Here is a 22,120-nt window from a genome sequence, read left to right on the forward strand (position 1 = left end):
CAGTGTTCACCCCCGGATGGGCTTCCGGTGTTCTGTACCGTTCCCGTCGTCACATCCGGCGCTTCGTCCGCGCCGTCGCTGTCGCGCTCCACGGATCCTCCGGCCACGGGTGCTTCGGGTAACGGCCACGCATGTCCGCGCGCACCCCGCTGTAGGGCCCGGACCAGAAGCTCGCCAGATCATCGGTGACGGCCAGCGGCCGTCCCGCCGGGGACAGCAGATGGAAAAGCACCGGGACCCCGGTGATCCTGGGGGACTCCGCCAGGCCGAAACACTCCTGCAGCTTGCAGGCCACGACTGGTTTCTCCCCCGAGTAGTCGATCGTGTGGCTGTGTCCGCTCGGAACGGTGAGCCGCCGGGGAACCAGCTCATCCAGCTGCGCCGCCTCGGGCCAGGGGAGCAGCCGGCGCAGCGCGGCGTGCATGTCGATCTTCCCCGGAGGGGTGCCCCGGGCGATGCGTTCCAGGTCGGGGGCCAGCCAGGCGTCCAGATTCGCCAGCAGGTCCTTCTCCGCCACTGACGGCCACGGATCGCCGACGTGGGTGTGCAGCCAGGCGAGCCGGTCGCGCAGGTCGGTCGCGGCCGCCGAGAAGGTGAACACCCCCAGGCCGTCGGTCCGCAGTCCTTCCGCGATCGCCTCCGAGGCGTGTTGCCTGTCGACGGAGGTCGGTGTGGAACTCAGTTCGATGGCTCCGGCCCGCCGCACCTTCCGGGCCCGGATCCGCCCACCCTCGAGGGTCGCGGCCACGGTCTCCGAGACGCCGACCACGGCCAGGGCGGTCTCCTCGTCCAGCCGGGCTGCCGCCCGGATCACCGCACCGGTCCGGCCCTCCCGCGCCGTGGTGCGGGTGACCTCGGCGACGGCCAGCCACTCCGCGTCATCCAGACCCGTACCGCCGGGGAGGGTCGCCCGGGTACCGCTGGCGAGCAGCCAGTCGCCACCCGTTCTCCGGGCCACCTGCTCCGGGTGCGCCAGGGCGGTGACCAGGCCCTCGGGATGTGTGGTCGGATAGCCCGTCCCGGGTTCCGCGCCGCGGGCCAGCCGCATCAGGCGCGTGGTCTCCCGGCCGAGCCGGCCCCGTTCCGCGCGGGCCTGCGCCGTGATGTCACCCCGGGGCTGATCGGCCAAGAGCGCGACCGTGCGCGCCGCCCGCTCACCGAGCAGCGGAACGGTGAGCAGCAGGGCCCGGGCCAGCCGGGGACCCGCGGGTATGCCCGCCAGCTTCCGTCCGAACGGGGTCGCCGAGCCGTCGTCGTCAACCGCGCCCAGGCGCCGCAGCACGTCCTCTGCTCCCGTGATCGCGGCGGTGGGCGGAGCGTCGACGAGCGGTAGTCCCCCACCACGGGGCGTACCCCAGCAGGCCAGCTGGAGCGCGGCCTGCGTGAGGTCCGACGTCGCGATCTCCGGGGTGATGTGCGGCTGCATCGAGGAGTACACGCGGGGCTCGTAGCAGCGCAGCACCGTTCCCGGGCCCTCACGGCCGGCGCGCCCGGCCCGCTGGTCCGCCGATGATGCGGCGCATGTCGTGGTCACCAGGCCCGTCATGCCGCGTGACGCATCCCGCCGCGGTGCCCGGGCGAGCCCCGAATCGACGACGATGCGCACCCCGGGCACCGTGAGCGAGGACTCCGCGATCGACGTCGCCACGACGATCCGTGGCCGATCCGAGGGCGTCAACGCAGCATCCTGCGCCGCCGAACTCAACTGTCCGTGCAGCGGCAGCACGGGCACGCGGGGTGCGAGATCACGGACCGCGGCGACGACCCGGTCGACCTCGCGCGCGCCGGGCACGAACACCAGCGCCGAATGCCCGAGTTCCGCGACGGCGTCCACGGACACCCCGGCCACGTGGTCGAGGAACGCCCACTCCACCCCCCGCGCACCGAGGCGTGTACCGCCGGGAACGTACCGGACGTCGAGCGGGTGCGTCACCGCCTCCGTGGACACCACCGGGCCCCCGATCAGCCCGGCGAACGTGTCGGCGTCGATGGTCGCCGACATCGCGGTCAGCACCAGATCATCGCGCAGCTGGTGCAGCTCGGTGAGCATTCCCACTAGCAGATCGGTGTCCAGCTGCCGCTCGTGCACCTCATCGAGGGCCACCGCGTCCACACCGCGCAGCTCCGGATCCGCCAGCAGGCGGCGCAGCAGAACGCCCGGGGTGACGAACTGGACCCGGGAGCCGGCGTGGTGCTCACCGCGCACCGTGAACCCGACCCGGTCACCAACCTTCGATCCGTCCAGCTGGGCGAGTCGCCTCGCCGCGGCGCGCACGGCCACCCGCCTGGGTGCGGTGACCACCACCTTTCCGCCGGTGATGTTGGCCAGGGCCGGCGGTACGAGCGTGGTCTTGCCCGTGCCGGGCGGGGCCTGTACGACGCAGGCTCCGGTCCCGGCCAGGGCGTCGCCGAGCGTGCCGACGGCCGTCGCCGCCGCGAGCCCGGCACCGATGCGGGTCAGATCGAAGGGGGACACGGGGGAAGTGTATCCACCGGGCGCTGCTACGGTGACCCCATGGCACAACTGTTCGAACCCGGTGCGTTGCCCCGCGAGCCCGCCCGCATCATCCCCGGGGTCGTCCACCTGCCGGTCTGGCTCACCCCTGACACGCAGTCCCGGCTGGTCACGGGTGCCCGCGCCCACGCCCGAGGGCCGGCCGCGATGCGTCGGCCCGTCCTGCGCAGCGGACAGATGAGTGTCTGGATGACCGCCCTCGGGCTCTGGTTCCACACCGACCCGTACCGCTACAGCTCCCGCACCCCGGAGGAAACACCTGTGCCACCGGTCCCGGGCTTCCTCTCCGACCTCGCCCGCGGTGCGCTCGCCGCCGCGGCCCGGCACGCTCCGGAGCTGGGCCCCTGGGTGGAGAACTACCGTGCCGACACCGCGCTCATAAACTACTACCCACCCGGTTCGAGGATGGGGATGCACCGGGATGACACCGAGCTGAGTGACGCACCCGTCGTGAGCTTCTCCATCGGGGATTCCGCGATCTTCCGCATCGCCACCGTCGCGGGACAGACCCGCCCCTGGCGGGACGTCCCCCTCGAGTCCGGCGACGCCCTCGTCTTCGGCGGGCCCGCGCGCCTTGCGTTCCACGGGGTGCCCCGCCTCATCGCGGACACCACCCCGGACGGCTGCGGACTCACCGAGGGGCGCATCAACATCACCGTCCGCCAGGTCACCGCCTGACATCGCTGTGGGGTGCCGGGAAATCCGCCCGTCCGTCCACAGGACCGCCACCGGGTGATCAGCACGAGCGAAACCCTGACCTAGGGTGAAGCCATGAATCACACCGACGATCCCGCCGCCCGGGGTCTGATCCGTGGGGCGGACGGCAGACTCCGGCCGCACTGGGCCTGCTCCTCGGAACTCCTGCGCGACTACTACGACCACGAGTGGGGGCGGCCCGTCACCGATGAACGGGGACTGTTCGAGCGCATCTGCCTCGAGGGGTTCCAGGCGGGGCTGTCGTGGGAGACCATCCTGCGCAAGCGTCCCGCGTTCCGGGAGGCCTTCGCGGGATTCGACCCCGAGGTGCTCGCGGACTGGGGTGACGCGGACGCCGACAGGCTGCTGGCCGGTTCCGGGATCATCCGGAACCGCGCGAAGATCCGAGCTGTATTCACCAACGCCCGCGCCACGCTCGCCCTCCGGGAGAGCGGTGGGCTGCCCCGGCTGGTGCTGTCCTTCACCCCGGCAGCGTGGACCCCACCCGAATCGGCCGCCGAACAGCCCACCACCAGCCCGGAGTCGATCGCTCTCGCCAAGGCGTTGAAGAAGGCGGGATTCTCCTTCGTCGGCCCCACCACCTGCTTCGCCCTCATGGAGGCCGTCGGAATGGTGGACAACCGGATCCGGGGCGCATCCGGCCTGATCGACCCGTAGCCGACGCCACCCTCATGGTGGAACCGGGCCAACCCCGTTCCGGTGGAGCGGACGGCCCCGGCCTCACCTGTGCGGGGACGCTGGCAGAATGAAACCATGAACGCAATGAAGAACTCAGGTCGGGTCGCGGTCGTCACCGGGGCGTCCGCAGGCATCGGGGAAGCGTGTGTCGAGGCGCTGGTCGGCGACGGTTGGACCGTCATCGCCGGCGCCCGGCGAATGGAGAAGCTCAAGGCGCTCGCCGATCGCACCGGGTGCATCGCCCGTCACCTGGACGTCACCGATGACGCGAGTGTCCGGGAATTCACCGCCGACATCGACCGCTGTGACCTGCTGGTCAACAACGCCGGCGGGGCACTGGGGCTCGACCCCGTCTCCGAGACCGAGATCCAGGACTGGACCTGGATGTACGAGGTCAACGTGCTCGGTACCCTGCGCGTCACCAAGGCCCTCCTCGAGCGGCTCACCCGGTCGCACGGCCAGGTCATCAACATCGGTTCCGTCGCCGCCCGGGTCCCCTACGCCGGCGGCAGCGGGTACAATGCCGCGAAGCACGGCGTCGCCGCACTCACGCGGGTGCTGCGCATAGAGACCGCCGACACCCCGCTGCGCGTCAGCGAGATCGACCCCGGCCGCGTCGAGACGGACTTCTCCCTCAACCGCTTCAAGGGCGACGCCGAGCGCGCCGCCACCGTCTACGACGGGAAGATCAACCTCACCGCGGCGGACATCGCGGAGGCCGTCCGCTGGGTCGCGTCCATGCCGGCACACGTCAACGTCGACACCATGCTCATCATGCCCACCGACCAGGTGTAGCCACGGGCACGGAAAACAGCGGCAACGGAACGGTACTCTCAGGCGCATGACTTTCGCCGCCCTCACCACCCTGCTCGTCGTCTGGATGGCGGCGATCGCCAGCCCGGGACCGGACACCCTCCAGATCATCCGGCTGGGTGCCCGGAGCAGGGCCGACGGCGTGTGGTGCGCACTCGGTATCTGCGCCGGCAACACCCTGTGGATCGTCGCCAGCCTCATCGGTCTGTCCGCGCTGATGACCACCCACCCGGGTCTCCTGCACATCCTGCAGATCATCGGCGGCAGCTACCTCGCGTGGATCGCGTTCAGGTCGATCAGGGCCGGGATCCACGGCAGGCGCGAACGCTCCCGGTCCCCCGTGGGATCGGCGCCGACGGACACCGGGGCCCACGCCCGTCCCGTCGCCTCCTTCCGGACCGGGCTGGCCACGAATCTGTCGAACCCCAAGGCCGTCCTCTTCTTCGCCGCCATCTTCGCGCAGTTCGTCGACCCGGACGGCGGGTTCGTCGCGGGAGCGACGATACTGGCACTGCTCACCGTGACCGGTGTCGCCTGGTTCGTCGGCTTCGCCCTGGCAGTGCGGACGCTCGCCGTGCGTATCGTCCGCAACGGTCCCCTGATCGAGCTGGTCAGCGGCCTCATCTTCGCGCTGATCGCAGTCTGGATGATCCTCGAGGGCCTCCGCGGGGTCGTCGGGCACGGATAGACTCGCAAAAACACAGCTGTTCGTCCGGGAGGCCCGCACCATGATCATCACCACCACCGATTCCGTCGCGGGACGCGAGATCCACGAGTATCTCGGCGTGGTCACCGGTACCGGTTTCGCCTACACGCTGCGCGGCAGTGGGGAAAAGAAGGCCGCCGCCGCCCTGAAAGCCCGGGGCCAGGCGCTCGACATGCTCCGGGAGGAGGCCGCCGGGCTGCGCGCCGACGCGATCATCGGTCTCCGGGTCTCCCACCCCTACACCGGTGCCATCGGGAACTTCGCGATCATGCTCACCGGAACCGCCGTCCGGCTCGTCTGAGGGCCGTCGGTCGTGCTCCACAGGTAACTGTGTGGCGTCACGTGTACCCCCTACACTCGGCCGTGAACCGCACAATCAACGAGGAGCACACATCATGATCGTTTCCACCACCCCGAACGTCGACGGCCGCGAGATCGGCGAGTACATCCGCGTCGTGGCGGGCGAGACCATCGTCGGCATCAACGCCCTGAAGGACTTCGCAGCCGGGTTCCGGAACATCGTCGGCGGCCGTAGCCAGGGTTACGAGCAGGAGGCGGCCACCGCCCGGGAACAGGCCCTCGGTGAGATGGTGCAGCGCGCCACGGCACTCGGCGCGGACGGCGTCGTCGGCGTCAGCATCGAGTACGCCGTCCTCGGGCAGGGCAACATGCTGCTCGTCGCCGCCACCGGCACCGCCGTCCGCTTCCGCTGACCGGAGCCGCACGGTCTCCCGCCCCGGCGGTGTCGGGGCACCGCTGGACCGCCCGTACACTGGACCGCATGGAAGCAGTCGACGTCGCGATCCGGGACGACACAATCAAACTCGGGCAGTTCATCAAGCTCGCCAACCTCGTGGAGACCGGCGGTGCCGCCAAGGAGGCGATCGCCGCCGGTGAGGTCACGGTCAACGGCGAGGCCGACACCCGCCGTGGGCGCACCCTGCGCGTCGGCGACGTCGTCACCGTCGGTGGGGCGTCGGCGCGTGTCGCCGCCCCCGGCAGCGACGATGACGACGATTTCTTCGACGAGGCCACCGCGAACGATGACTTCGACCCCGAAAAGTGGAGGAACATGTAATGCCTGCGTTCATGGCACAGGACGGTATGCCGTTCTGGATCGACCTCACGACCTCCGAGATGCGGAAAACCGCGCACTTCTACACCGAGATCCTCGGCTGGGACGTCGAGGAGGCCGCCCCCGGCTACCGGCTCGCCCGGGCCCAGGGGCTGCCCGTCGCCGGCTTCATCGAACAGCCGGAGGACGCCACGCAGCCCGACACGTGGATCACGTACTTCCTCACCGGCGACATCGACGCCACCGTCGCCCGCACCCGGGAACTCGGCGGCACCGTCCTCACCGAACCTTTCGACGTCCACCTCGGCCAGGTCGCGATTCTCGTCGACTCCGCGGGCGCCATGTTCGGTGCGATCGAGCCCTCCGGCGAGGAACGCTTCGTGTCCGGCGGTGAACCCGGTACCGCCGTCTGGCATGAACTCACCGCAACCGGTGGCTACGATCGCGCCGTCGACTTCTACACCGAACTGTTCGGCTGGACCGTCCGGCGGCTCGACGAGGACGGCGCCCGCTACACCCTCATCGACGTCGACGGTTCCCCGTTCGCCGGCATCTGGGACGCGGAGGGCAGGTTCCCGCCGCAGATCCCCGGCTTCTGGCAGACGTACCTCGGTGTCGGAGACATCACCGCGACGGCGGAGAAGGTGACCGAACTCGGCGGGGAGATCATCCGCGGACCCTTCGAGGCCGAGTTCGGCACCATGCTGATCATCGCCGATTCCACCGGCGCGACGCTCACCCTGTGCGAGGCCGACGAGCCCGCGGAGGAGGGCAATGAGGCGGACCCGCTGGAGGGCATCGACCTCAGCCAGTTCGGCGCCTGACCGACACTCCCGTTGACCCGGGTGGCCACTTCGGGCCGCCCGGTGTTCTCGTCACCGCGTGCTGGCACGCACCGGCGAGACGTGTTTCCGCAGGACGTCATTCGCGACCGGGTGTGTTGGCACGTGTTGACGACGTCCCTTCGACCAGCTGTGGAGAAGATGTCGGGTCCTAAGACAAAAGTGTCCGGGAACCGGCGACCCGCCTCCGGCACCTGGTGTCCCGGCGAACGGGGGCGGGCGGCCGCCCGTGCCGTGGATGTGTCTGCCGGGACCTGGACGCTTGTCGGCCGCTCCCGCGCGGTCGCGCTCTATCCCCGCAGGAAGTCCGCGGCGTCCTTCGCCATCTTCCGCGCGACGGTGGGTGTGACGATGCTGTGTTGTGCCGTATAGGTCAGTACCTCGGCGACGTGTTCCGCCCACCGGAAGCGTGGCACGGTGGTGTCCTGTTCACCGACCTGGATCAGGGTGCGCGGCCAGGTGGCGGGGTCGGGGATCTCGGCGTCGCCGCGCACGGCGTCGGGTAGTCCGCCGAGGTGCAGGCTGGGGCGGGTGAGCAGCAGCTTGTCGACGTCGCCCGCGACGAGGGCGGCCAGCGCAGCACCGGATGATTCGCCCCAGGCAGCGACACGGTGGGCACCCTGCTGACGGGTGTGGGCGATGGCGGTGCGGGTCACCGCACGCATCGCGGTGACCGGGTGTTCGGGTGCGAGGGGGTAGTCGACGTCGATGATGGTCGTGCCGGACAGCTCCGCCACGGCGGCGACGCCGGGTCGCCAGGCGTTGTCGAGACAGCTTCCGGCGCCGCGCCACCATCCGCCGCCGTGGAGGCTGACCGCCCAGTCACCCGTGGGTTCGGAGGGGGTGAACACCACACCGAGCCCGGGGAGATCGTCGGCGGTGACCCCACCGAGGTAGTCGACGCCGGGCATGCGGTGGCCGGCGGCGGTGCCGAGCATGAGCATGGCGGCGTGGGTGAGCCGGTCGGGCAGGCGCGCGGCCCAGTCGTCGCAGGTGTCCCGGTCGCCGGTGCCGCCGGCCCAGGGTGGGGTGAGGTCGGGTGCGGGGTGGTGCTGGTTGAGGTACCAGGCCAGTTGTTCGAGCTGTCCCTCCTCGTCGAGGCCGCCTTCGGTGCCGCCGACGACGAAGTCACGTCCGGTGGCGTCGTCGTGGATGACCTGGGGTTCGTCGGGTGTCTCGCTCATGGTGACCATGCTACCGGCGGGTAGTGTCGGGCCATGGACATGATCGCGTTCCGCACGCTCGACACTCCGTTCGGCCCGCTGACGGTGGTTGCCGGGGACGCCGGTGTGCGCCGGGTGCTGTTCCGCGGTGCGCTTGTCGACGATCCTTCCGGTTCCGGTGCGGCCGCGCGTCACGCCGCACAGGCGGTCCGGGAGATCGGAGAGTATCTGGCCGGTGGGCGTCAGGTGTTCGGAGTGTCGCTGGATGTGCCGGAGCCGGTGACGTTCACGCAGCGGGCGCAGGCGGCGTTGCGGGGGATCCCCTTCGGGGAGACGGTGAGTTACGCCCGGTTGGCCGAGCTCGCCGGTAGCCCGGCGGCTTTCCGTGCGGCGGGGTCGGCGTGCGCCTCGAATCCGCTGCCTGTGCTGGTGCCCTGTCACCGGGTGCTGGCGTCGGGTGGTCGGATCGGTGGGTTCGCCGGCGGCGTGGATTTCAAGCGGGGTCTGCTGGCCGTCGAGGGGATCCGGGTCTGAGACCGCAAACCGTCAGCGCCGCCCGCGGTGTCGTGTGGGCCGGGCTCCGATGGTGATGCCGCTGAGCCACGCGAGCAGTGAAAGCCCGACTGCTGGCGCGAGGACGGCCGGGTCCCGGAGGATGATCGCGGCGATGAGCGTCGCGGGTACGGCTCCGGCGAGTACGGTGATCAGCCCCAGCGCGCCGAAGTACCGGGCGTGGAGGAAGGGTGACGTGCCGGGCACCCCGGTGCTGCGGCGTGTTTCGGCGGCGGTGAGCAGGAGTGCGAGGAGCGTGGCCCCGTAGGCGACGATCAGCGCGATGAGCACCGTCGCGATCGCCGTGAGGGTGTTCGGGGCGGGCGCGCCGGTGACACGGAGGGGCACTCCGTCGCTCTGCTGCGTGCCGGTACGGACCCTGATGGTGTCGAGGACACCCATCGGGGAGCCCGTGCGCACGATCGCGCCGCGGTAGAGGGGGTCGATGCCCAGTTCCGCCGCGGTGGCCGGTGTCATGAACCAGCCTGCGGTGCCCGGTACCGGTACCGCGGTCGCGGAGCGGCTGACGATGGTGGGTTCTCCGGCGCCGACTGGGGAGCCGTCACGTTCACCGGTGGCCGGTGCGTCGCTGTAGCCCTCCCGGTGGGCGAATCGGGCCGTGCCGTCCGTGACGAGAGCGGGATCCGTCACGACGACGTCACCGGCGTCGAGTGCGCTCTGGATCGCGTCGCGCTGGGCATCGGTGAGGGTGGTCAGTGCGGTGACCGCCGCTCCGTCACTGATGACGATGCCGTTGTGGTGGTGCGGGAGAGCGTCATCCCAGCCCTGTCCCGTTGCGCCGGTGCGCGCGTGGTCACCGTGCTCTGTGGCGGGCACGCCGTGCCAGGTGCCGTGGAGTTTCGAGTCCGCTGTCGCGTAGATGTCGCTGATGGAGCGGACCCCGGCGGCGCCGATGTGACCGGTGATGTACGCGTGCGCGGAGTCGGGGGAGAGGTGGACCCGGCCGTACTGTTCGAAGGCCACGACATCGTGCGGTAGCGCTCCGGTGCCGCCGTCGCCGGATGGCGGCATCCCCGCGGTGAGCAGTGCCGCGAGCAGTGTCATTCCCGCGACGATCCCTGTCGCCGCGGTACTGCGGTCGGGGTGGCGCAGTGCCTCGCGGGCGGCGAGTCCGGCCGGGAGGGACACGGGTCCGGCGAGCCGTGCGGCACCCCACAGCAGGAGCTGGGAGGACAGGACGAGTCCCGCGCCGGCGAGGAGGACGGTCAGGATGGTGTCCACGACCGCGTCCGTCGGGCCGGTGATGAGCGCGGCGAGGAGAATTACCGGGCCGATGGCCGTGGGCCAGTGGAAGCGGTGTGCCCGGGCCGGCGGATTGTCCGTCGGGGTATCCGGCTCCGGCCGCTCGAGGTGTCGTGCCGCCCGGAGTGCGGCTGCTGCGCCGACGCAGGTTCCGACGGCGGTGGTGAGTATCGCGAGGGCCCGGGGCCAGATCATCGCGGCTCCGGGGCGAAGAACGGCGAGCAGTGCCCACTGCGCGGGGGCGGAGATCACGATCCCGGTTACTGCGCCCAGTGAGCCGACGATGAGGCCCTTGATCAGCGGAACGCGGCGGGGGCGCTCCGGGGCCGTGGGGCCGACCGCGAGGAGCGGGGCGATGACCGATACGACCATCAGGAGTGCGGTGAGGAGCGCGATCCACATCTCCACGGATTCGGCAACGGCGTCGGTCAGGGTCGCGGTGAGATCGTCGACCACGTGGCGTCCGGATTCCGGAGTCTCCACAGGTGTCCCGATGATCACGTGCTGTGCCTCGAGTTCCGCGGCGTGGTTCGCGAGGATCCGGTCGGCTGTGGTCTCCGGGAGGTAGTGGGAGACCGGCCACGATTCCCCGTCCCCGCTCCCGTGGAAGTCGGGATCGGTGAAGGCCCGTTCCCCGGGGAGATCCGCCAGCGGTACCGCAGCCCCGCGGGTGGAGTACCCGGCCAGTGTGAGTTCCGTGTCGCGGATTCCCCCACCGACCACGGGGATGCCGACGGTGGCGACGTCGCCCGGTTCGATACCGAGGCCTGCGGCGGTGGCGGAGTCGAGGAGGAAGGTGCCGGGGCGTGGTGCGTGCGGAGGTGTTTCGGGCACCGCGGTGGCGGACACACTGTCGGTGGTTCCGGTACCGGTGGTCACGCGAATCGGGACCGACACCGTGGTCACGACGGCATCGGCGTCCGGCCCCATCGCGGCGGCCAGGCGGTCGCGGTACGGGGTGCCGCGGAGATGTCCGTGATCCGGGTCGAGGCAGGGATCGAATGTCGAATTGAGCTGGAAGGGCAGGCACGTCCGGTCGCTGATCCACACCTGCCGGTACCCCGACATCGGTTCGTTCCCGGGATCGCGGGTTCCGCTGACGGAGACACCGGCGATGATCATCACGCCCAGGGCGGGGAGGGCTAGGAGCAGGAGAGCGGTGAAGGTGCGCCACCGGTGATCGGAGAGCTCACGCAGGGCTGTCCGGGCGTTGGCGCGCCACGTGATCATCGCGTGTGTACCCCACAGTGCCCGGCCGGTGTCCGGTCATCGGAACCGGAGGCCCCGGCGAGACCGGAGGGGCGGGCGTCGTGGAACCACGTCCGCCGGAGCACGGCGATGCCCGTCCGACTATCGCTCATATCGCCCATGCTACCGCCACCGCGCCTCCGGCCCCGGTCACTCCCGACGGTCGCTCAGCGGACGCCGGTGCCCGGCGATCCAACCTCCGATGGCCAGCCCGGTCGCCCAGGCGAGGAGCGGAACACCGACGAGGGTGATCAGCAGGGGAATCGACCACGGGCCGACGCCGATCTCGTCGAATACGTACCTCGGGAACCACTCCATGTCCGTGCTCGCCATCTCCACCAGGAGGGGGATGAAGGCGAAGAGGGTTCCCGCCAGCGCCCCGCCGAGCCCGATGATCAGGCCTTGCGCGCCCACGTACCGGGCCAGGATCCGCGGTGATCCTCCGATCGCCGTGAGGATGTCGGTGTCCCTGCGGGATTCCGCTGCGGCGAGCAGCATGAGGAGCACGACGATGCCGTAGCTGATGAGGCCGGCGAACAGCGACGGAATCATCCAGGTCAACAGCTCGTAGAGTGGTCGGTTCGCCGTTTCAGCCCGGAAGGGTGGCTTCTCTCTCGTCACCTTCGCGTCGAGCCGGAAGGAGTCGACGGTGCTGACCGGTTCGAGGGTGGTCACCAGCGTGCCCGCGTAGGTGGTCTCCATGCCGATCTTCGCGGCGGTCGCCGGGGTGAGGAGCGAGACCCCGGGCCCGTCGAGGGGGACGACCGTCGCCGGGTGGGTGCGAACCTCGTAGTTCCCCGGATCGTACTGTTCGGCGGTGTCGCCGTGGTTCCGGAAGGTGAGGAATCCGCTCTCGTCGACGAGCCGGTCGCGCAGCTCTTCGGGGTGGGCCTCGAGTCGGCCCGCGTACTTCTTTTCCCGGTGTTCGGCGGATGCGCCGTTCGACCGGACCGTCCTGCCGAATGCCGCCACACCGTCGACGGTGAGATCCGGGTCGGTGACCACGATCTCGCCCTCGTCCAGTGCCGTGCGGATCGCCGTGCGCTGTTCGTCCGTGAGGCCCTCCAGCGCGGTGACGGCGGAACCGTCGTTGATGAGGATGTTGGTGTGGACGCCGGGGAGCCCGTGGGCCGCCCACCCCCGGAAAAGTGGGAGGTCGAAGTAGTACTCGTCGTCGGCGGTCGTGGTTCCGGCCGCGGCGAGGCCCTCCCAGTCGGTGGCGCCCCAATCGTCGGACCGGGGAGCGAAGAGGTCGCTCTGTGCGCCGTGGGGCTTGTCGAGGATGTCGGAGATGCCCCCGTGAGCCGCATCCGGGTTGAAGTCCACGTCTTCCGTGGGCAGGAAGAGAACGGAGGCGTCCGGGAGCCTGTTCTCCTCGTCGTGTGTCGTCGCCGGGAACCACAGGATGCTGAGGAACGTGGTCGAGACGAACGTGATACCGGCGATCGCGCCGACCGCCGGGGCCGTTCGCGTCATGGAGCGCAGCGCGTCGCGGGACGCGAGCCGGCCGGGGAGCCGGAATCTGCCGGCGAGTGCGGCCGTCCCCCACAGCAGGATGGGTGCGGTGAGCACGAGCCCCAGCCCGAGCAGCGGTTGGGTGAGGATGTGGATGAACGGGGATTCTCCGATCGCCCTCAATATGAGGGCGATGAGCATGATCACCGGGCCGATGACCATGGGCAGGGAGAATCGCCGGATCCTGACGCTGCGACCACCGCGGAGTGCGACGACCGGGTCCTGCCGTCCGGTCTTCAGCGCGGGGAGCAGCGCCGCCCCGACACCGACGAGCAGGGAGGTGGCGACGATCAGGAGTGCGAGGTCCCAGGGCCAGTGGACGTCGGCCCCGGGGTTGATGGCCCCGACCAGGACCCGCTCGACGGGGATGGAGAGCACGCTGCCGAGAACCGCGCCGACGGCACCGATCATGAGCCCCTGGATGAGCAGTACGCGGCGCAGGTGCACCGGGGCGGCTCCGGTGGCCGACAGCAGACCCATGAGCCGGGTCTGGCGTCGGGCCGCGACCGCGAAGATGGGGGTGACGACGGCGATGATGACCAGCAGTGCGAATGTCAGCACGACCCAGTTCACGATCGCGTCGCGGTCCATCAGTGCCCGGAATACATCGGGCGCGACATACGGATCCGTGTCGTCGTGCCCCCCGGTGAAGGTGAGGTAGATGCCGCTCGTCCGGAACGACTGGGCGTCCGGACCGACGAAGGACTGCACGGAATCCAGGGGAACGAGGTAGCCGACGCTCCACGGGGTGCCGTCGGTGGCACCCGTGAAATCGGGGGTGCCGATGCTCTCGGAACCCGGGACGTCGGCGAGGGAGAGGAAGGTGCTGCCGGGGGTGGAGCCGACGTAGGTGAGTTCACGGGTGTGCGCGTCTCCGGCGGCGTCCAGAACCGTGACCGTCGCCGGGTCGCCGGGCTCCAGGCCGAGGGCTTCGGCTGTGGAGCCCGGCATCATGAAGGATCCCGGTTCCGGTGCCCCGTCGAGGGTACCGGGGAGCGCGGTCGCGGTGCTCCGGGAACTCGTTCCCCGGGGCGTGGATATCCGGACCTCGGTGTCCAGTACGGCTATCAGGGAACCGGGATGGATCCCCAGGTTCTCGGTGAGTCGTTCGTGGTCGGTCTTCGCGACGGTGGCGGCATCGGGCCCCTCGCAGAGATCGTCCCCGTCAGCGGTGCAGGGTGTGTGATCGAGCCACGCGGTGGCGTAGGCGCGGGTGGGGTCGGTTCCGTCGGTGGTGCGTTCGCTGAGCACGGCTCCCGCGAACACGAGGACCGCCATGACGGGCAGGGCGAACAGGAGGACGGCGGCGAGGGAACGCCACCGGTGGCGGGTCAGGTCGCGCCGGGCGATCCGGGCGGAGGTGAGCCAGGCGTTCATCGGGCATCACTCCCGGTGCGGGGCTGGACGAGCTGTCCGTCGCGGAGCCAGATGGTGCGGTCGGCGTAGGCGGCGAAGCGGGGTTCGTGGGTGACCAGCAGGCCGGCTGCGCCGGCGTCGATACGAGAGCGCAGGAGCGCCATCACCGATTCCGCCGTGGTGGTGTCGAGCGCGCCGGTGGGTTCGTCGGCGAGCAGCAGGGAACGCTCACCGACGAGAGCCCGGGCGATGGCGACGCGTTGCGCCTGGCCGCCGGAGACTTCGGCGGGGAAACGGTCGGCGAGTTCGGCCTGGCCGATGTCCTCCAGCGCGGCGAGTGCCGCGGTGCGTGCCTCGCGGCGGGGTACGTTGTCGAGCTCGAGGGGGAGGGCGACGTTCTCCGCGACGGTGAGTGTGGGGACCAGGTTGTAGTACTGGAAGACGAAACCGACGTCACGGCGGCGGATCGCGGCGCGCTCCGTGGGGGAGAGACCTGCGGTGTCCCGCCCGTTGATGATGACGCGGCCGTGGTCCGGGGCGTCCAGGGTTCCGGCGACGTTGAGGAGGGTCGACTTCCCGGAGCCCGACGGTCCCATGACGGCGACCAGTTCGCCGGGAGCCACGGAGAGGCTGACGTTCTCGAGGGCGGCGATGGTGTCGGGGCCGTCGGAGTGCAGTCGGGTGACGTTCTCCAGCGTGAGGATGGGGGAGGTGGTCATGATCGGGGGCCTTCCGGGTCAGCGAGGGTTTCAATGTGGTCGAGCCAGCGTGCCTCGGCCTCGAGGTCGAAGATGCGGCGTTCGAGCAGGAGACGTTGTGCTGTGCGGGCCGGGGGGATCGAGGCCTTGGTGAGGGTGATCTCGCGGAGCTCCCGCATCGTGGCCTCGCGTTGGCGCTGGATGAGCTCCCGACTGTTCACCCCCCGGATGACGGTCGCGACGGCGATCTTGATGACCAGGTCGTCGCGGTCGTTGCGGGGTCGGAGGGTCGGCTCGTTCCACCACTGCTCCAGGGCCGCGCGTCCGGCCTCGGTGGTGGTGTAGATGTCGGCGGGGCGGGTGGAGGTGGTGTCGGTTCCGGTTTTCTCGATGAGTCCGTCGCGGTCGAGTCGTTGGATCGTCTGGTAGACCTGCCCGATGTTCATCGGCCAGATCCCCTGTGTGCGGTCTTCGAAGCGCTGCCGGAGTTTCCCTGCGCCGCAGGGTTCGTCATCGAGGAGTCCGAGTAGCGCGAACTTTATTGACATCGTCGGATCCTTAGACAATCGGGCGGGGTGGTCATCAAGTAGGTTACCCGGTAACTTACTTGGTAATCAACATGGTGGCCCCGTCAGAGGGCGCCAGTGGCGATTTGTCCCTACCGCTGGTTCTTCGCGCGCACCGATTCAGCTACGGCCGCGATCAGCAGTCCGACGAGTGCGGCGCACCCGGTTCCGCCGGCGGCGCCGAGCAGAGCGAAGAATCCGAGTGGCCCCATGTGATCGAAGACGAATCCGCCTTCCGGCCAGATCACCGGGGCGAGGACCCTGGAGATGGGGTAGGCGGCGAGCCACCCGAGGACAATCCCTCCCATCGCGGAGAAGGGCATGAGAACCAGTACCAGGGCAATTTTGCGGCGGACGGTCAGTCCCCAGAGAATGGCGGCGATAAACGCCAGTGTGCTCTGGATGACCCACCTGTTGTAGGGGGCATCCAGGCCCTCCAGTCCACCCGAGGGGGCGGGGGCCCCGGCTTCGCACCATGAGGCGAAGCCGGGGCCCCGTGCGTACTCGGGGGCGAAGTCGCAGCTGTCCTGCAGTTGGCGTGTGCCCTCGAGTCCCACCACTGACAGGGCCCCGAACCCACCGGGGATCGTCCGGGCCGTCCACCAGCCGGTGGGAGGTGTTCCGTCCAGTGCCGGGATGTCGGTGGCGGAGAGAATCACCTGACGTGCGGCGTCCGGATCGCCGGCCTCCTCGGCCCGCTCATCCACCGCCGGGCGGAAGGTTCCGATCAACCGGAGGCGGACCCCGGCCTCGGTGCCGGTATCCGCGGTGACGCGGAGATCAACCTCGCTCCCCGTGGAGAGCCCCAGCTTCCGGGCGGTCAGGTCATCGAGGAGGAATTCGCCCGGACCGGGGCCATCCGGGATCCGGTCCCCGAGCAGATACGCCAGGGTCCGTTGTGATCCTTCTCCGGTACCCAGGGTGGCGCTCGCCTCGATCACGGGAACGGGGTCCGCATCCGGGCCGACGACGTCGGTGATGCGTTCCGGGATGGGTGGACACGGCGTGTCACCCGGGCATCCCTCCGGCGCGTCACGGACGGCGGAGTAGCCGTACAACGGGGACGCGGGGACGTCCCGGGCGGCGCTGGACAGGAGGGAGCGGCTCGTCACCGCCTGTGCGGTGATGGACCCGTAGAGGAGGAGAATGAAGATCACCAGAACGATGTTCGGCCAGTTCCGCTGGCGTGTCTCCGTCGGTGCCGCGGGCTGTCCGTAGGGGGGCGGATAGTGTGTCATCCGGGTCTCATCCTCTCGGGGCCGGTGTCACCAGATGGTGACGCGCCGGGTGGGTTCCAGGTACATCATGCCCTCGGGGTGCACGTCGAAGGCGCGGTAGAACTCGTCCACGTTGGCCGCGATGATGTTGCAGCGGAACTCGGCGGGCGAATGGGGATCGACGGCGAGGTACTGGGTGGCCAGCTCCGGCCTGATCGCCGTCCGCCAGACCCGCGCCCACGAGATGAACAGGCGCTGCAGTCCGGTGAACTCGCGGCCCTCCATGTCCGGGTCGCCGCCCTCGTGGTCGACGGTTTCGGTGGGGGCCGAGTCGAAGTCGAGGCCCTGATCCGCCAGGTGGCGGCGGTAGGCGACGACGGCGATACCGAGGCCTCCGAGGTCACCGATGTTCTCACCGAGCGTGAACTCCCCGTTCACACCGGTGGACTCGGTGCCGGCCAGCACGCCGGGGACCCGCCCGTTGAACTGGTCGACCAGTCGTGCGGTCAGTTCCTCGAACGCGGCGCGGTCCTCGTCGGTCCACCAGGAATTCAGGTTGCCGTCACCGTCGTACTGGCTGCCCTGGTCGTCGAAACCGTGCCCGATCTCGTGACCGATCACCGCCCCGATCGCCCCGAAGTTCGTCGCCGCGTCGGCGTCGGGATCGAAGAAGGGTGGCCGGAGAATCGCCGCGGGGAAGGTGATGTCGTTGACGACGGGGTTGTAGAAGGCGTTGACCGTCTGCGGGGTGGTCACCCACTCCGTCCGGTCGGCGGGTTTCCCGATCTTGTTCAGCTCGTAGTCGTGGAGGAAGGCGCTGCCGCGGCGGACGTTCGCCACGAGATTGGTGCCCCCCGGCTCGAAGACCAGACCCTCATAGCTGCGCCAGTTGTCCGGGTAGCCGATCTTGGCGTTGAACTTGTCGAGCTTGACCAGGGCTTTCCTCCGGGTTTCCTCGGTCATCCAGACGAGGTTGGTGATCCGCTCACGGTAGGCCCCGATCAGGTGGTCGACGAGGGTGAGCATCCGCCTCTTGTACTCGGGCGGGAAGTGCTCTGCGACGAAGAGCCTGCCGATCTCCTCGCCGACGAAGCGCTCGGCCAGGCCGGTACCGCGCTTCCAGCGGTCGCGCTGTTCCGTGGCTCCCTGCAGGACGGTCCCGTAGAAGTTGAAGTTTGTCCTGCTGATCTCGTCCGTGAGCAGACCCGCGCGGGCGTTGAGGATGTGCCATGTGGCCCAGAGCTTCCAGTCCGCGAGATCCGCCTCGCGCAGCAGTTCGTCCAGGTGCCCGAGGTAGGACGGCATCATCACGATGAGGCGGTGTTCCGGAAGACCCGATGCCGTGCAGAGGGCGCGGACGAGCGGCGGAAGATCGGTGAATTCCGTCGGGTTGAACGTCTTCACCGCGTCCCGGGTGGCGACGACATCCCAGTGCCCGGCGGCGATGCGCTTCTCCAGTTCCACGATGCGCCCGGCTGCATCGGTCGCGGAGAGTCCACCCAGACGTTCCGAGGGGAGGAATTCGAGCATGGTGGCGACGTGCGTGCGGTAGGTGGCCAGGGTCTCCGCGTGGGAGGGATCGCGGTAGTAGGCCTCGTCGGGCAGCCCGAGGCCCGACTGGACCAGGTAGGCGAGCGCCTCTTCACCGGCGGAATCCTTCTCCACCCAGAAGCCGGCGGGGGCACCGACCCCCTCCCGGTCGAGTCGCCCGAGGGCTGTGACGAGTTCCTCGACGGTATCCACGTCGAGCCGGTCCAGGTCCGTATCCAGGACCGCGACGCCCGCTTCCTCGATGGCGTCGGTGTCCATGAAGCAGTCGTAGAGGGTTCCGGCGCGGCCATCGTCGGCCTCGACGATGGCGCGGACATCCTCTTCAGCGCGATCACGGAGTTTGTGGAAGTTGCCGTCGACACCACGGTCATCGGGAATGACGTGGGAGTCGAGCCAGGGGCCGTTGACATAGCGGTAGAGATCCTTCATGCCCCCAACTCTACGGGCTTCCCGGCACGGGACACTGAAATAGAGAAGACGTCAGTGCCGACGGACACGTGCCGGATCGGTACTCATGCCACCCGGGTGCGGGACCTGCTGGCGGTGGGTGTCCCCCTCCGGCGGGGATGGTGGCGGCCGCCACCATGACCGGCACGAAGGTGCGGGATGGACCGGATCCCACCGGTGTGGTGGATGCCGGTCGCCCGGACTCGTCCTGATCCCGGCCGGGGAGTCCGGACCGCTTGGTATCGTCGTCAGGCATGGGGCCCTACCGTCTGAAACCGCAGTTCCGGACTGCGCATGTCCTGCAGTTGATCGGTGTACTGCTGCTCCTGGTGGCCGTACCGCTGCTGATCACGTCCCGGCTGCCGGCGACCTCGCGGCCCGCGGACGAGGTGATCCTCGGGGACTCCGTCGGCGGCGGCTGGCAGATCCCGCTGCGGTACGCGGACGGCGAACCCGTCATGTGCGAGTCGTCCCCGGACGCGATGCTGGAGGGTGGCTGGGACTGCGGGGGAACCACCATAAAGTCCCTGGTGGTGGAGGGCGTTCCGGATCCGGAACTCGCCGCGCGCCGGATGCTGCGGGCGATGGGTGTGTCCCGGGGAATGGACCTCGAGGTCGCGTGGGACGGTGACCTCCTCGAACTGCATCACCCGGAGCAGGCCGTGTCGCCCGAGGAACGGTTCGACGGTGACGAGCGGGAAGACCAGCTCACGGGCCTGGCCCTGCCGGGGTCCGGGGACCACGAGGGGGAGCTGCTGGTCGTCGCTGTCCACGGGGAACGGGGCGACGATTTCACGGAACTCATCCGGCCGCAGGTCCGCAACAACGGTGAGCGTGATGTCACCGAGCTGGACCTGCCGTCCCGACTGACTTCGGAGGTGCGGGCGTGAACAGGTTCCTGCGGGGTTCGTTGTGGGTCCTGGACGGCATCGGGCTGCTCGTCGGAGGGGGTCTGGCCCTGGTGGTGGCGCTGTTCGCCGGTTTGGCCACGGACGGTGAGCTGCCGTCGATGGGTGTCATGGGGCTCAGTGCGTTGCTTGCGGTGGTGGAACTCTCGGTTGTTCTGCTGGTGGTCCGGTCCAGTCCGCTGTGGCCCCGCGCCGGGGCAGGCTATGTGGTGGCGGCCCTGCTGTGGGGGGGCGCGGTGTCCCCGCTGCTCGCTTTCCCGCTGTCCTCGACATCCCTGGATCTTCCCGGGAGGCTCGGACTCGATCACTTCGAGGCGTCCTGGGGAGGTGCCTATCCGGAGGAGACGGTCAAGACCCTGGGGGTACTGATCATCCTGTTCAGTTTCCGTCGGCTCACGAGGCCGTGGCACGGCCTCGTGACCGGCATTCTCGTCGGTCTCGGGTTCGAGGTCGTGGAGAACGTCGGCTACGCGGTGATCGGGGCCGTGTACGACCCGGTCAGTGACGTGAAGGGAATGCTGTGGATCTGGGGGGTACGGGTCGCGGCCGGCCCGTTGCTGCACGTGCTGTTCACCGGTATGGCCGGATGGGGGTTGGGTGTGGCCGTGTTCACCGCGCACCGCAGTCGCCTCTGGCGGCTGGGTACCGGCCTGTTGTGGGTGTCTGTGGCGTTCGCGGCACACTTCTGCTGGAACATCATGTACGACGACACGCGTGCGGCGATGGTCTCCATGGGGGCTGTCGCGCTCGTCATCTACCCCTTGTTCATCTGGCTGTTCATTCGTGGGTGGCGTGCCGCCCGGCGGGATGCCGGGTATGTGCTGCTCGATCGCCCGGTGATGTCGCTGCGCGAGCTGGAGCAGGGTGGTTTCGTCGTACGTGGGGCGGTCGGTGCCGGTCCTGTGGACAGGGGTCAACCCCGGATGTGACAGCGTGACACGCCAATTGCGCATGTTGTTGATGTTAAAGATGTGACTCATGTGAATTTGCTGTAGATTTACGCCCATGTACTTCTCTCCGCACGATCGCGCTGCCGTGCGCGCGACGCACCACCGCGCCGTCACCATCCCCGTCACCGCACTCATGACCGCGCTCGCGTTGGTCGTCACTCTGCTGGGCGCCCCGAGAGCCGCCGCATTCAGCATCACCTCTCCCCAGGGGGTAGACGTCGCCAGCTGGCAGCATCCGGGAGGGGCCGCCATCAACTGGCGCGAGGTCTCCGCTTCCGGACACCGGTTCGCCTTCATCAAGGCCACGGAGGGGATCGGTTACATGAACCCGTACTTCGTCGCCGACTCCAAGCAGGCCCGCAACGCGGGCCTGCTGGTCGGCAGCTATCACATGGCCCGCCCCAACTCCTCCGCCAGCATACAAGCCGCCGAGTACGCCGCGGCGCTCGCGACGCAGCCCCAGCCCTCGCTGCCTCCGGTGCTCGACATCGAGTACGCGGAGAACCTCGGACCGGCCCAGCTCAGCGCCTGGGTCCGGGAGTTCCTCACCGACATCGAGCGCCTCACCGGTCGCAGGCCGATCATCTACACCTACCGGTACTTCTGGCAGGAGAACATGGCGAACACGAGTGAGTTCAGCGACTACCCGCTCTGGCTCGCCGCCTACGAGAACCGTCCCCCGGCCGACATCCCCGGTGGCTGGAACCACATGTCCTTCTGGCAGCGCGCCGACAACGGTGTCGTACCCGGGATGGTCACCGTCTCCGACATGAACCTGTTCAACGGCAGTGAACAGCAGCTCACCGACTTCAGTGCCGGTATCGACGTCAACCTCGGGGACGTGCTGTCCACGGGGCTCGACCTCGACGCCATCGGCGGTCGGATCGCCGAGCTCGAGGCGCTGGGCAACAACAACCGGGAACTCGTCGGCGCCATCCTCGCTGTCGCGGCGGGTGCCCTGGCCGTCGGCGCTCTCGTCGCCGTCGCCCAGAGCCAGGGGATCGATCTCGGCCCCGCCACCGAGATCGTCGACCGCGTCCGGGAGCTGGCCGCCAGAGGTGACCTGCCCGTTCCCGACCTGCAGACGATGCTGCAGACCGGTGAGTACACCATCGGTGACCTCCTCATCCTGCTGAGGAACGCCCAGCACTTCGCCGAACAGAACAGCTGATACCCCGTTTGCGGCACACCTGCGACGGCCGGCACCCGAGGTAGCTCCGGGCGCCGGCCGTCGCCGTTTCCCGTGCAGCTCCCGGGAAGAAGCACCCTCCACCCCGAATCCGGGAGAGGGGCGAGGACGCAGCCCGGTCGGGCTTCCGGATCTGTTTCCCGGCGACCGG

The 22,120-nt window shown here is 69.4% G+C and carries 21 protein-coding genes; 12 read left to right on the plus strand and 9 right to left on the minus strand.

Features of this window, described 5'->3' with window-relative positions; translation table 11 throughout:
- Positions 1-49 precede the first annotated feature (49 nt).
- Positions 50-2,476: an ATP-dependent helicase HrpB gene (hrpB, locus tag KRX55_RS07340; RefSeq protein WP_218407120.1), complete on the minus strand. Its 2,427-nt coding sequence runs from the start codon at positions 2,474-2,476 to the stop codon at positions 50-52.
- A gap of 39 nt (positions 2,477-2,515) precedes the next feature.
- On the opposite strand from hrpB, the gene KRX55_RS07345 reads away from it, so the two are divergent.
- The 8 genes from KRX55_RS07345 to KRX55_RS07380 all read left to right on the plus strand — a co-directional run bounded on the left by KRX55_RS07345 (position 2,516) and on the right by KRX55_RS07380 (position 7,328).
- The gene (locus tag KRX55_RS07345) at positions 2,516-3,193 is read left to right on the plus strand and encodes an alpha-ketoglutarate-dependent dioxygenase AlkB (RefSeq protein WP_218407121.1); all 678 of its coding nucleotides are present in this window, start codon (positions 2,516-2,518) and stop codon (positions 3,191-3,193) included.
- A gap of 93 nt (positions 3,194-3,286) precedes the next feature.
- Positions 3,287-3,889, plus strand: coding sequence for a DNA-3-methyladenine glycosylase I (locus KRX55_RS07350; protein ID WP_218407122.1), 603 nt, complete (start codon positions 3,287-3,289; stop codon positions 3,887-3,889).
- Positions 3,890-3,985: 96 nt separating this feature from the next.
- Positions 3,986-4,705, plus strand: a complete 720-nt coding sequence (locus KRX55_RS07355) for an SDR family oxidoreductase (RefSeq protein ID WP_248096378.1) — start codon at positions 3,986-3,988, stop codon at positions 4,703-4,705.
- Positions 4,706-4,751: 46 nt separating this feature from the next.
- Positions 4,752-5,411 (plus strand): LysE family translocator, encoded by a 660-nt coding sequence (locus tag KRX55_RS07360; RefSeq protein WP_218407123.1) that lies wholly within the window; start codon positions 4,752-4,754, stop codon positions 5,409-5,411.
- Positions 5,412-5,451: 40 nt separating this feature from the next.
- Entirely contained in the window at positions 5,452-5,730 is a 279-nt protein-coding gene (locus KRX55_RS07365; protein ID WP_218407124.1) for a heavy metal-binding domain-containing protein, read from the plus strand.
- A 94-nt stretch (positions 5,731-5,824) separates the two neighbouring features.
- The gene (locus KRX55_RS07370; RefSeq protein WP_218407125.1) at positions 5,825-6,142 is read left to right on the plus strand and encodes a YbjQ family protein; all 318 of its coding nucleotides are present in this window, start codon (positions 5,825-5,827) and stop codon (positions 6,140-6,142) included.
- A 68-nt stretch (positions 6,143-6,210) separates the two neighbouring features.
- The gene (locus tag KRX55_RS07375; protein ID WP_218407126.1) at positions 6,211-6,507 is read left to right on the plus strand and encodes an RNA-binding S4 domain-containing protein; all 297 of its coding nucleotides are present in this window, start codon (positions 6,211-6,213) and stop codon (positions 6,505-6,507) included.
- Positions 6,507-7,328: a VOC family protein gene (locus KRX55_RS07380; protein WP_218407127.1), complete on the plus strand. Its 822-nt coding sequence runs from the start codon at positions 6,507-6,509 to the stop codon at positions 7,326-7,328. The genes KRX55_RS07375 and KRX55_RS07380 overlap by 1 nt, the downstream gene beginning before the upstream one ends.
- Before the next feature lie 308 nt (positions 7,329-7,636).
- Here the strand turns inward: KRX55_RS07380 and KRX55_RS07385 are convergent, their stop codons facing one another.
- On the minus strand, positions 7,637-8,530 hold the full coding sequence (locus KRX55_RS07385; protein ID WP_218407128.1) for an alpha/beta hydrolase: 894 nt from the start codon (positions 8,528-8,530) through the stop codon (positions 7,637-7,639).
- A gap of 33 nt (positions 8,531-8,563) precedes the next feature.
- On the opposite strand from KRX55_RS07385, the gene KRX55_RS07390 reads away from it, so the two are divergent.
- Positions 8,564-9,043: a methylated-DNA--[protein]-cysteine S-methyltransferase gene (locus tag KRX55_RS07390; protein WP_255567664.1), complete on the plus strand. Its 480-nt coding sequence runs from the start codon at positions 8,564-8,566 to the stop codon at positions 9,041-9,043.
- A gap of 12 nt (positions 9,044-9,055) precedes the next feature.
- On the opposite strand, the gene KRX55_RS07395 is transcribed toward KRX55_RS07390, so the two are convergent.
- From KRX55_RS07395 to KRX55_RS07420, 7 genes are all read right to left on the minus strand, one after another.
- Entirely contained in the window at positions 9,056-11,554 is a 2,499-nt protein-coding gene (locus tag KRX55_RS07395) for a hypothetical protein (protein ID WP_218407129.1), read from the minus strand.
- Entirely contained in the window at positions 11,551-11,685 is a 135-nt protein-coding gene (locus tag KRX55_RS11845; protein WP_255567665.1) for a hypothetical protein, read from the minus strand. The genes KRX55_RS07395 and KRX55_RS11845 overlap by 4 nt, the downstream gene beginning before the upstream one ends.
- 37 nt (positions 11,686-11,722) lie before the next feature.
- Positions 11,723-14,464 (minus strand): ABC transporter permease, encoded by a 2,742-nt coding sequence (locus KRX55_RS07400; RefSeq protein ID WP_218407130.1) that lies wholly within the window; start codon positions 14,462-14,464, stop codon positions 11,723-11,725.
- Positions 14,461-15,162, minus strand: a complete 702-nt coding sequence (locus tag KRX55_RS07405; protein ID WP_218407131.1) for an ABC transporter ATP-binding protein — start codon at positions 15,160-15,162, stop codon at positions 14,461-14,463. Before KRX55_RS07405 ends, KRX55_RS07400 begins: the two co-directional genes overlap by 4 nt.
- The gene (locus KRX55_RS07410; protein WP_198738852.1) at positions 15,159-15,689 is read right to left on the minus strand and encodes a PadR family transcriptional regulator; all 531 of its coding nucleotides are present in this window, start codon (positions 15,687-15,689) and stop codon (positions 15,159-15,161) included. The genes KRX55_RS07405 and KRX55_RS07410 overlap by 4 nt, the downstream gene beginning before the upstream one ends.
- A 110-nt stretch (positions 15,690-15,799) precedes the next feature.
- The gene (locus KRX55_RS07415) at positions 15,800-16,945 is read right to left on the minus strand and encodes a hypothetical protein (RefSeq protein ID WP_218407132.1); all 1,146 of its coding nucleotides are present in this window, start codon (positions 16,943-16,945) and stop codon (positions 15,800-15,802) included.
- A gap of 27 nt (positions 16,946-16,972) precedes the next feature.
- Positions 16,973-18,904: a M13 family metallopeptidase gene (locus KRX55_RS07420; protein WP_218407133.1), complete on the minus strand. Its 1,932-nt coding sequence runs from the start codon at positions 18,902-18,904 to the stop codon at positions 16,973-16,975.
- 272 nt (positions 18,905-19,176) lie between these two features.
- On the opposite strand from KRX55_RS07420, the gene KRX55_RS07425 reads away from it, so the two are divergent.
- The 3 genes from KRX55_RS07425 (at position 19,177) to KRX55_RS07435 (ending at position 21,951) form a co-directional block, all read left to right on the plus strand.
- Positions 19,177-19,812, plus strand: a complete 636-nt coding sequence (locus tag KRX55_RS07425; RefSeq protein WP_218407134.1) for a hypothetical protein — start codon at positions 19,177-19,179, stop codon at positions 19,810-19,812.
- On the plus strand, positions 19,809-20,759 hold the full coding sequence (locus KRX55_RS07430; RefSeq protein WP_218407135.1) for a PrsW family intramembrane metalloprotease: 951 nt from the start codon (positions 19,809-19,811) through the stop codon (positions 20,757-20,759). Before KRX55_RS07425 ends, KRX55_RS07430 begins: the two co-directional genes overlap by 4 nt.
- A gap of 76 nt (positions 20,760-20,835) precedes the next feature.
- Complete coding sequence (locus tag KRX55_RS07435) at positions 20,836-21,951, plus strand: glycoside hydrolase family 25 protein (RefSeq protein WP_255567666.1); 1,116 nt, start codon at positions 20,836-20,838, stop codon at positions 21,949-21,951.
- Positions 21,952-22,120: the final 169 nt, after the last annotated feature.

The sequence above is a fragment of the Corynebacterium sp. TAE3-ERU16 genome (assembly GCF_019209935.1).
GTDB classification, from domain to species: Bacteria; Actinomycetota; Actinomycetes; order Mycobacteriales; family Mycobacteriaceae; genus Corynebacterium; species Corynebacterium antarcticum.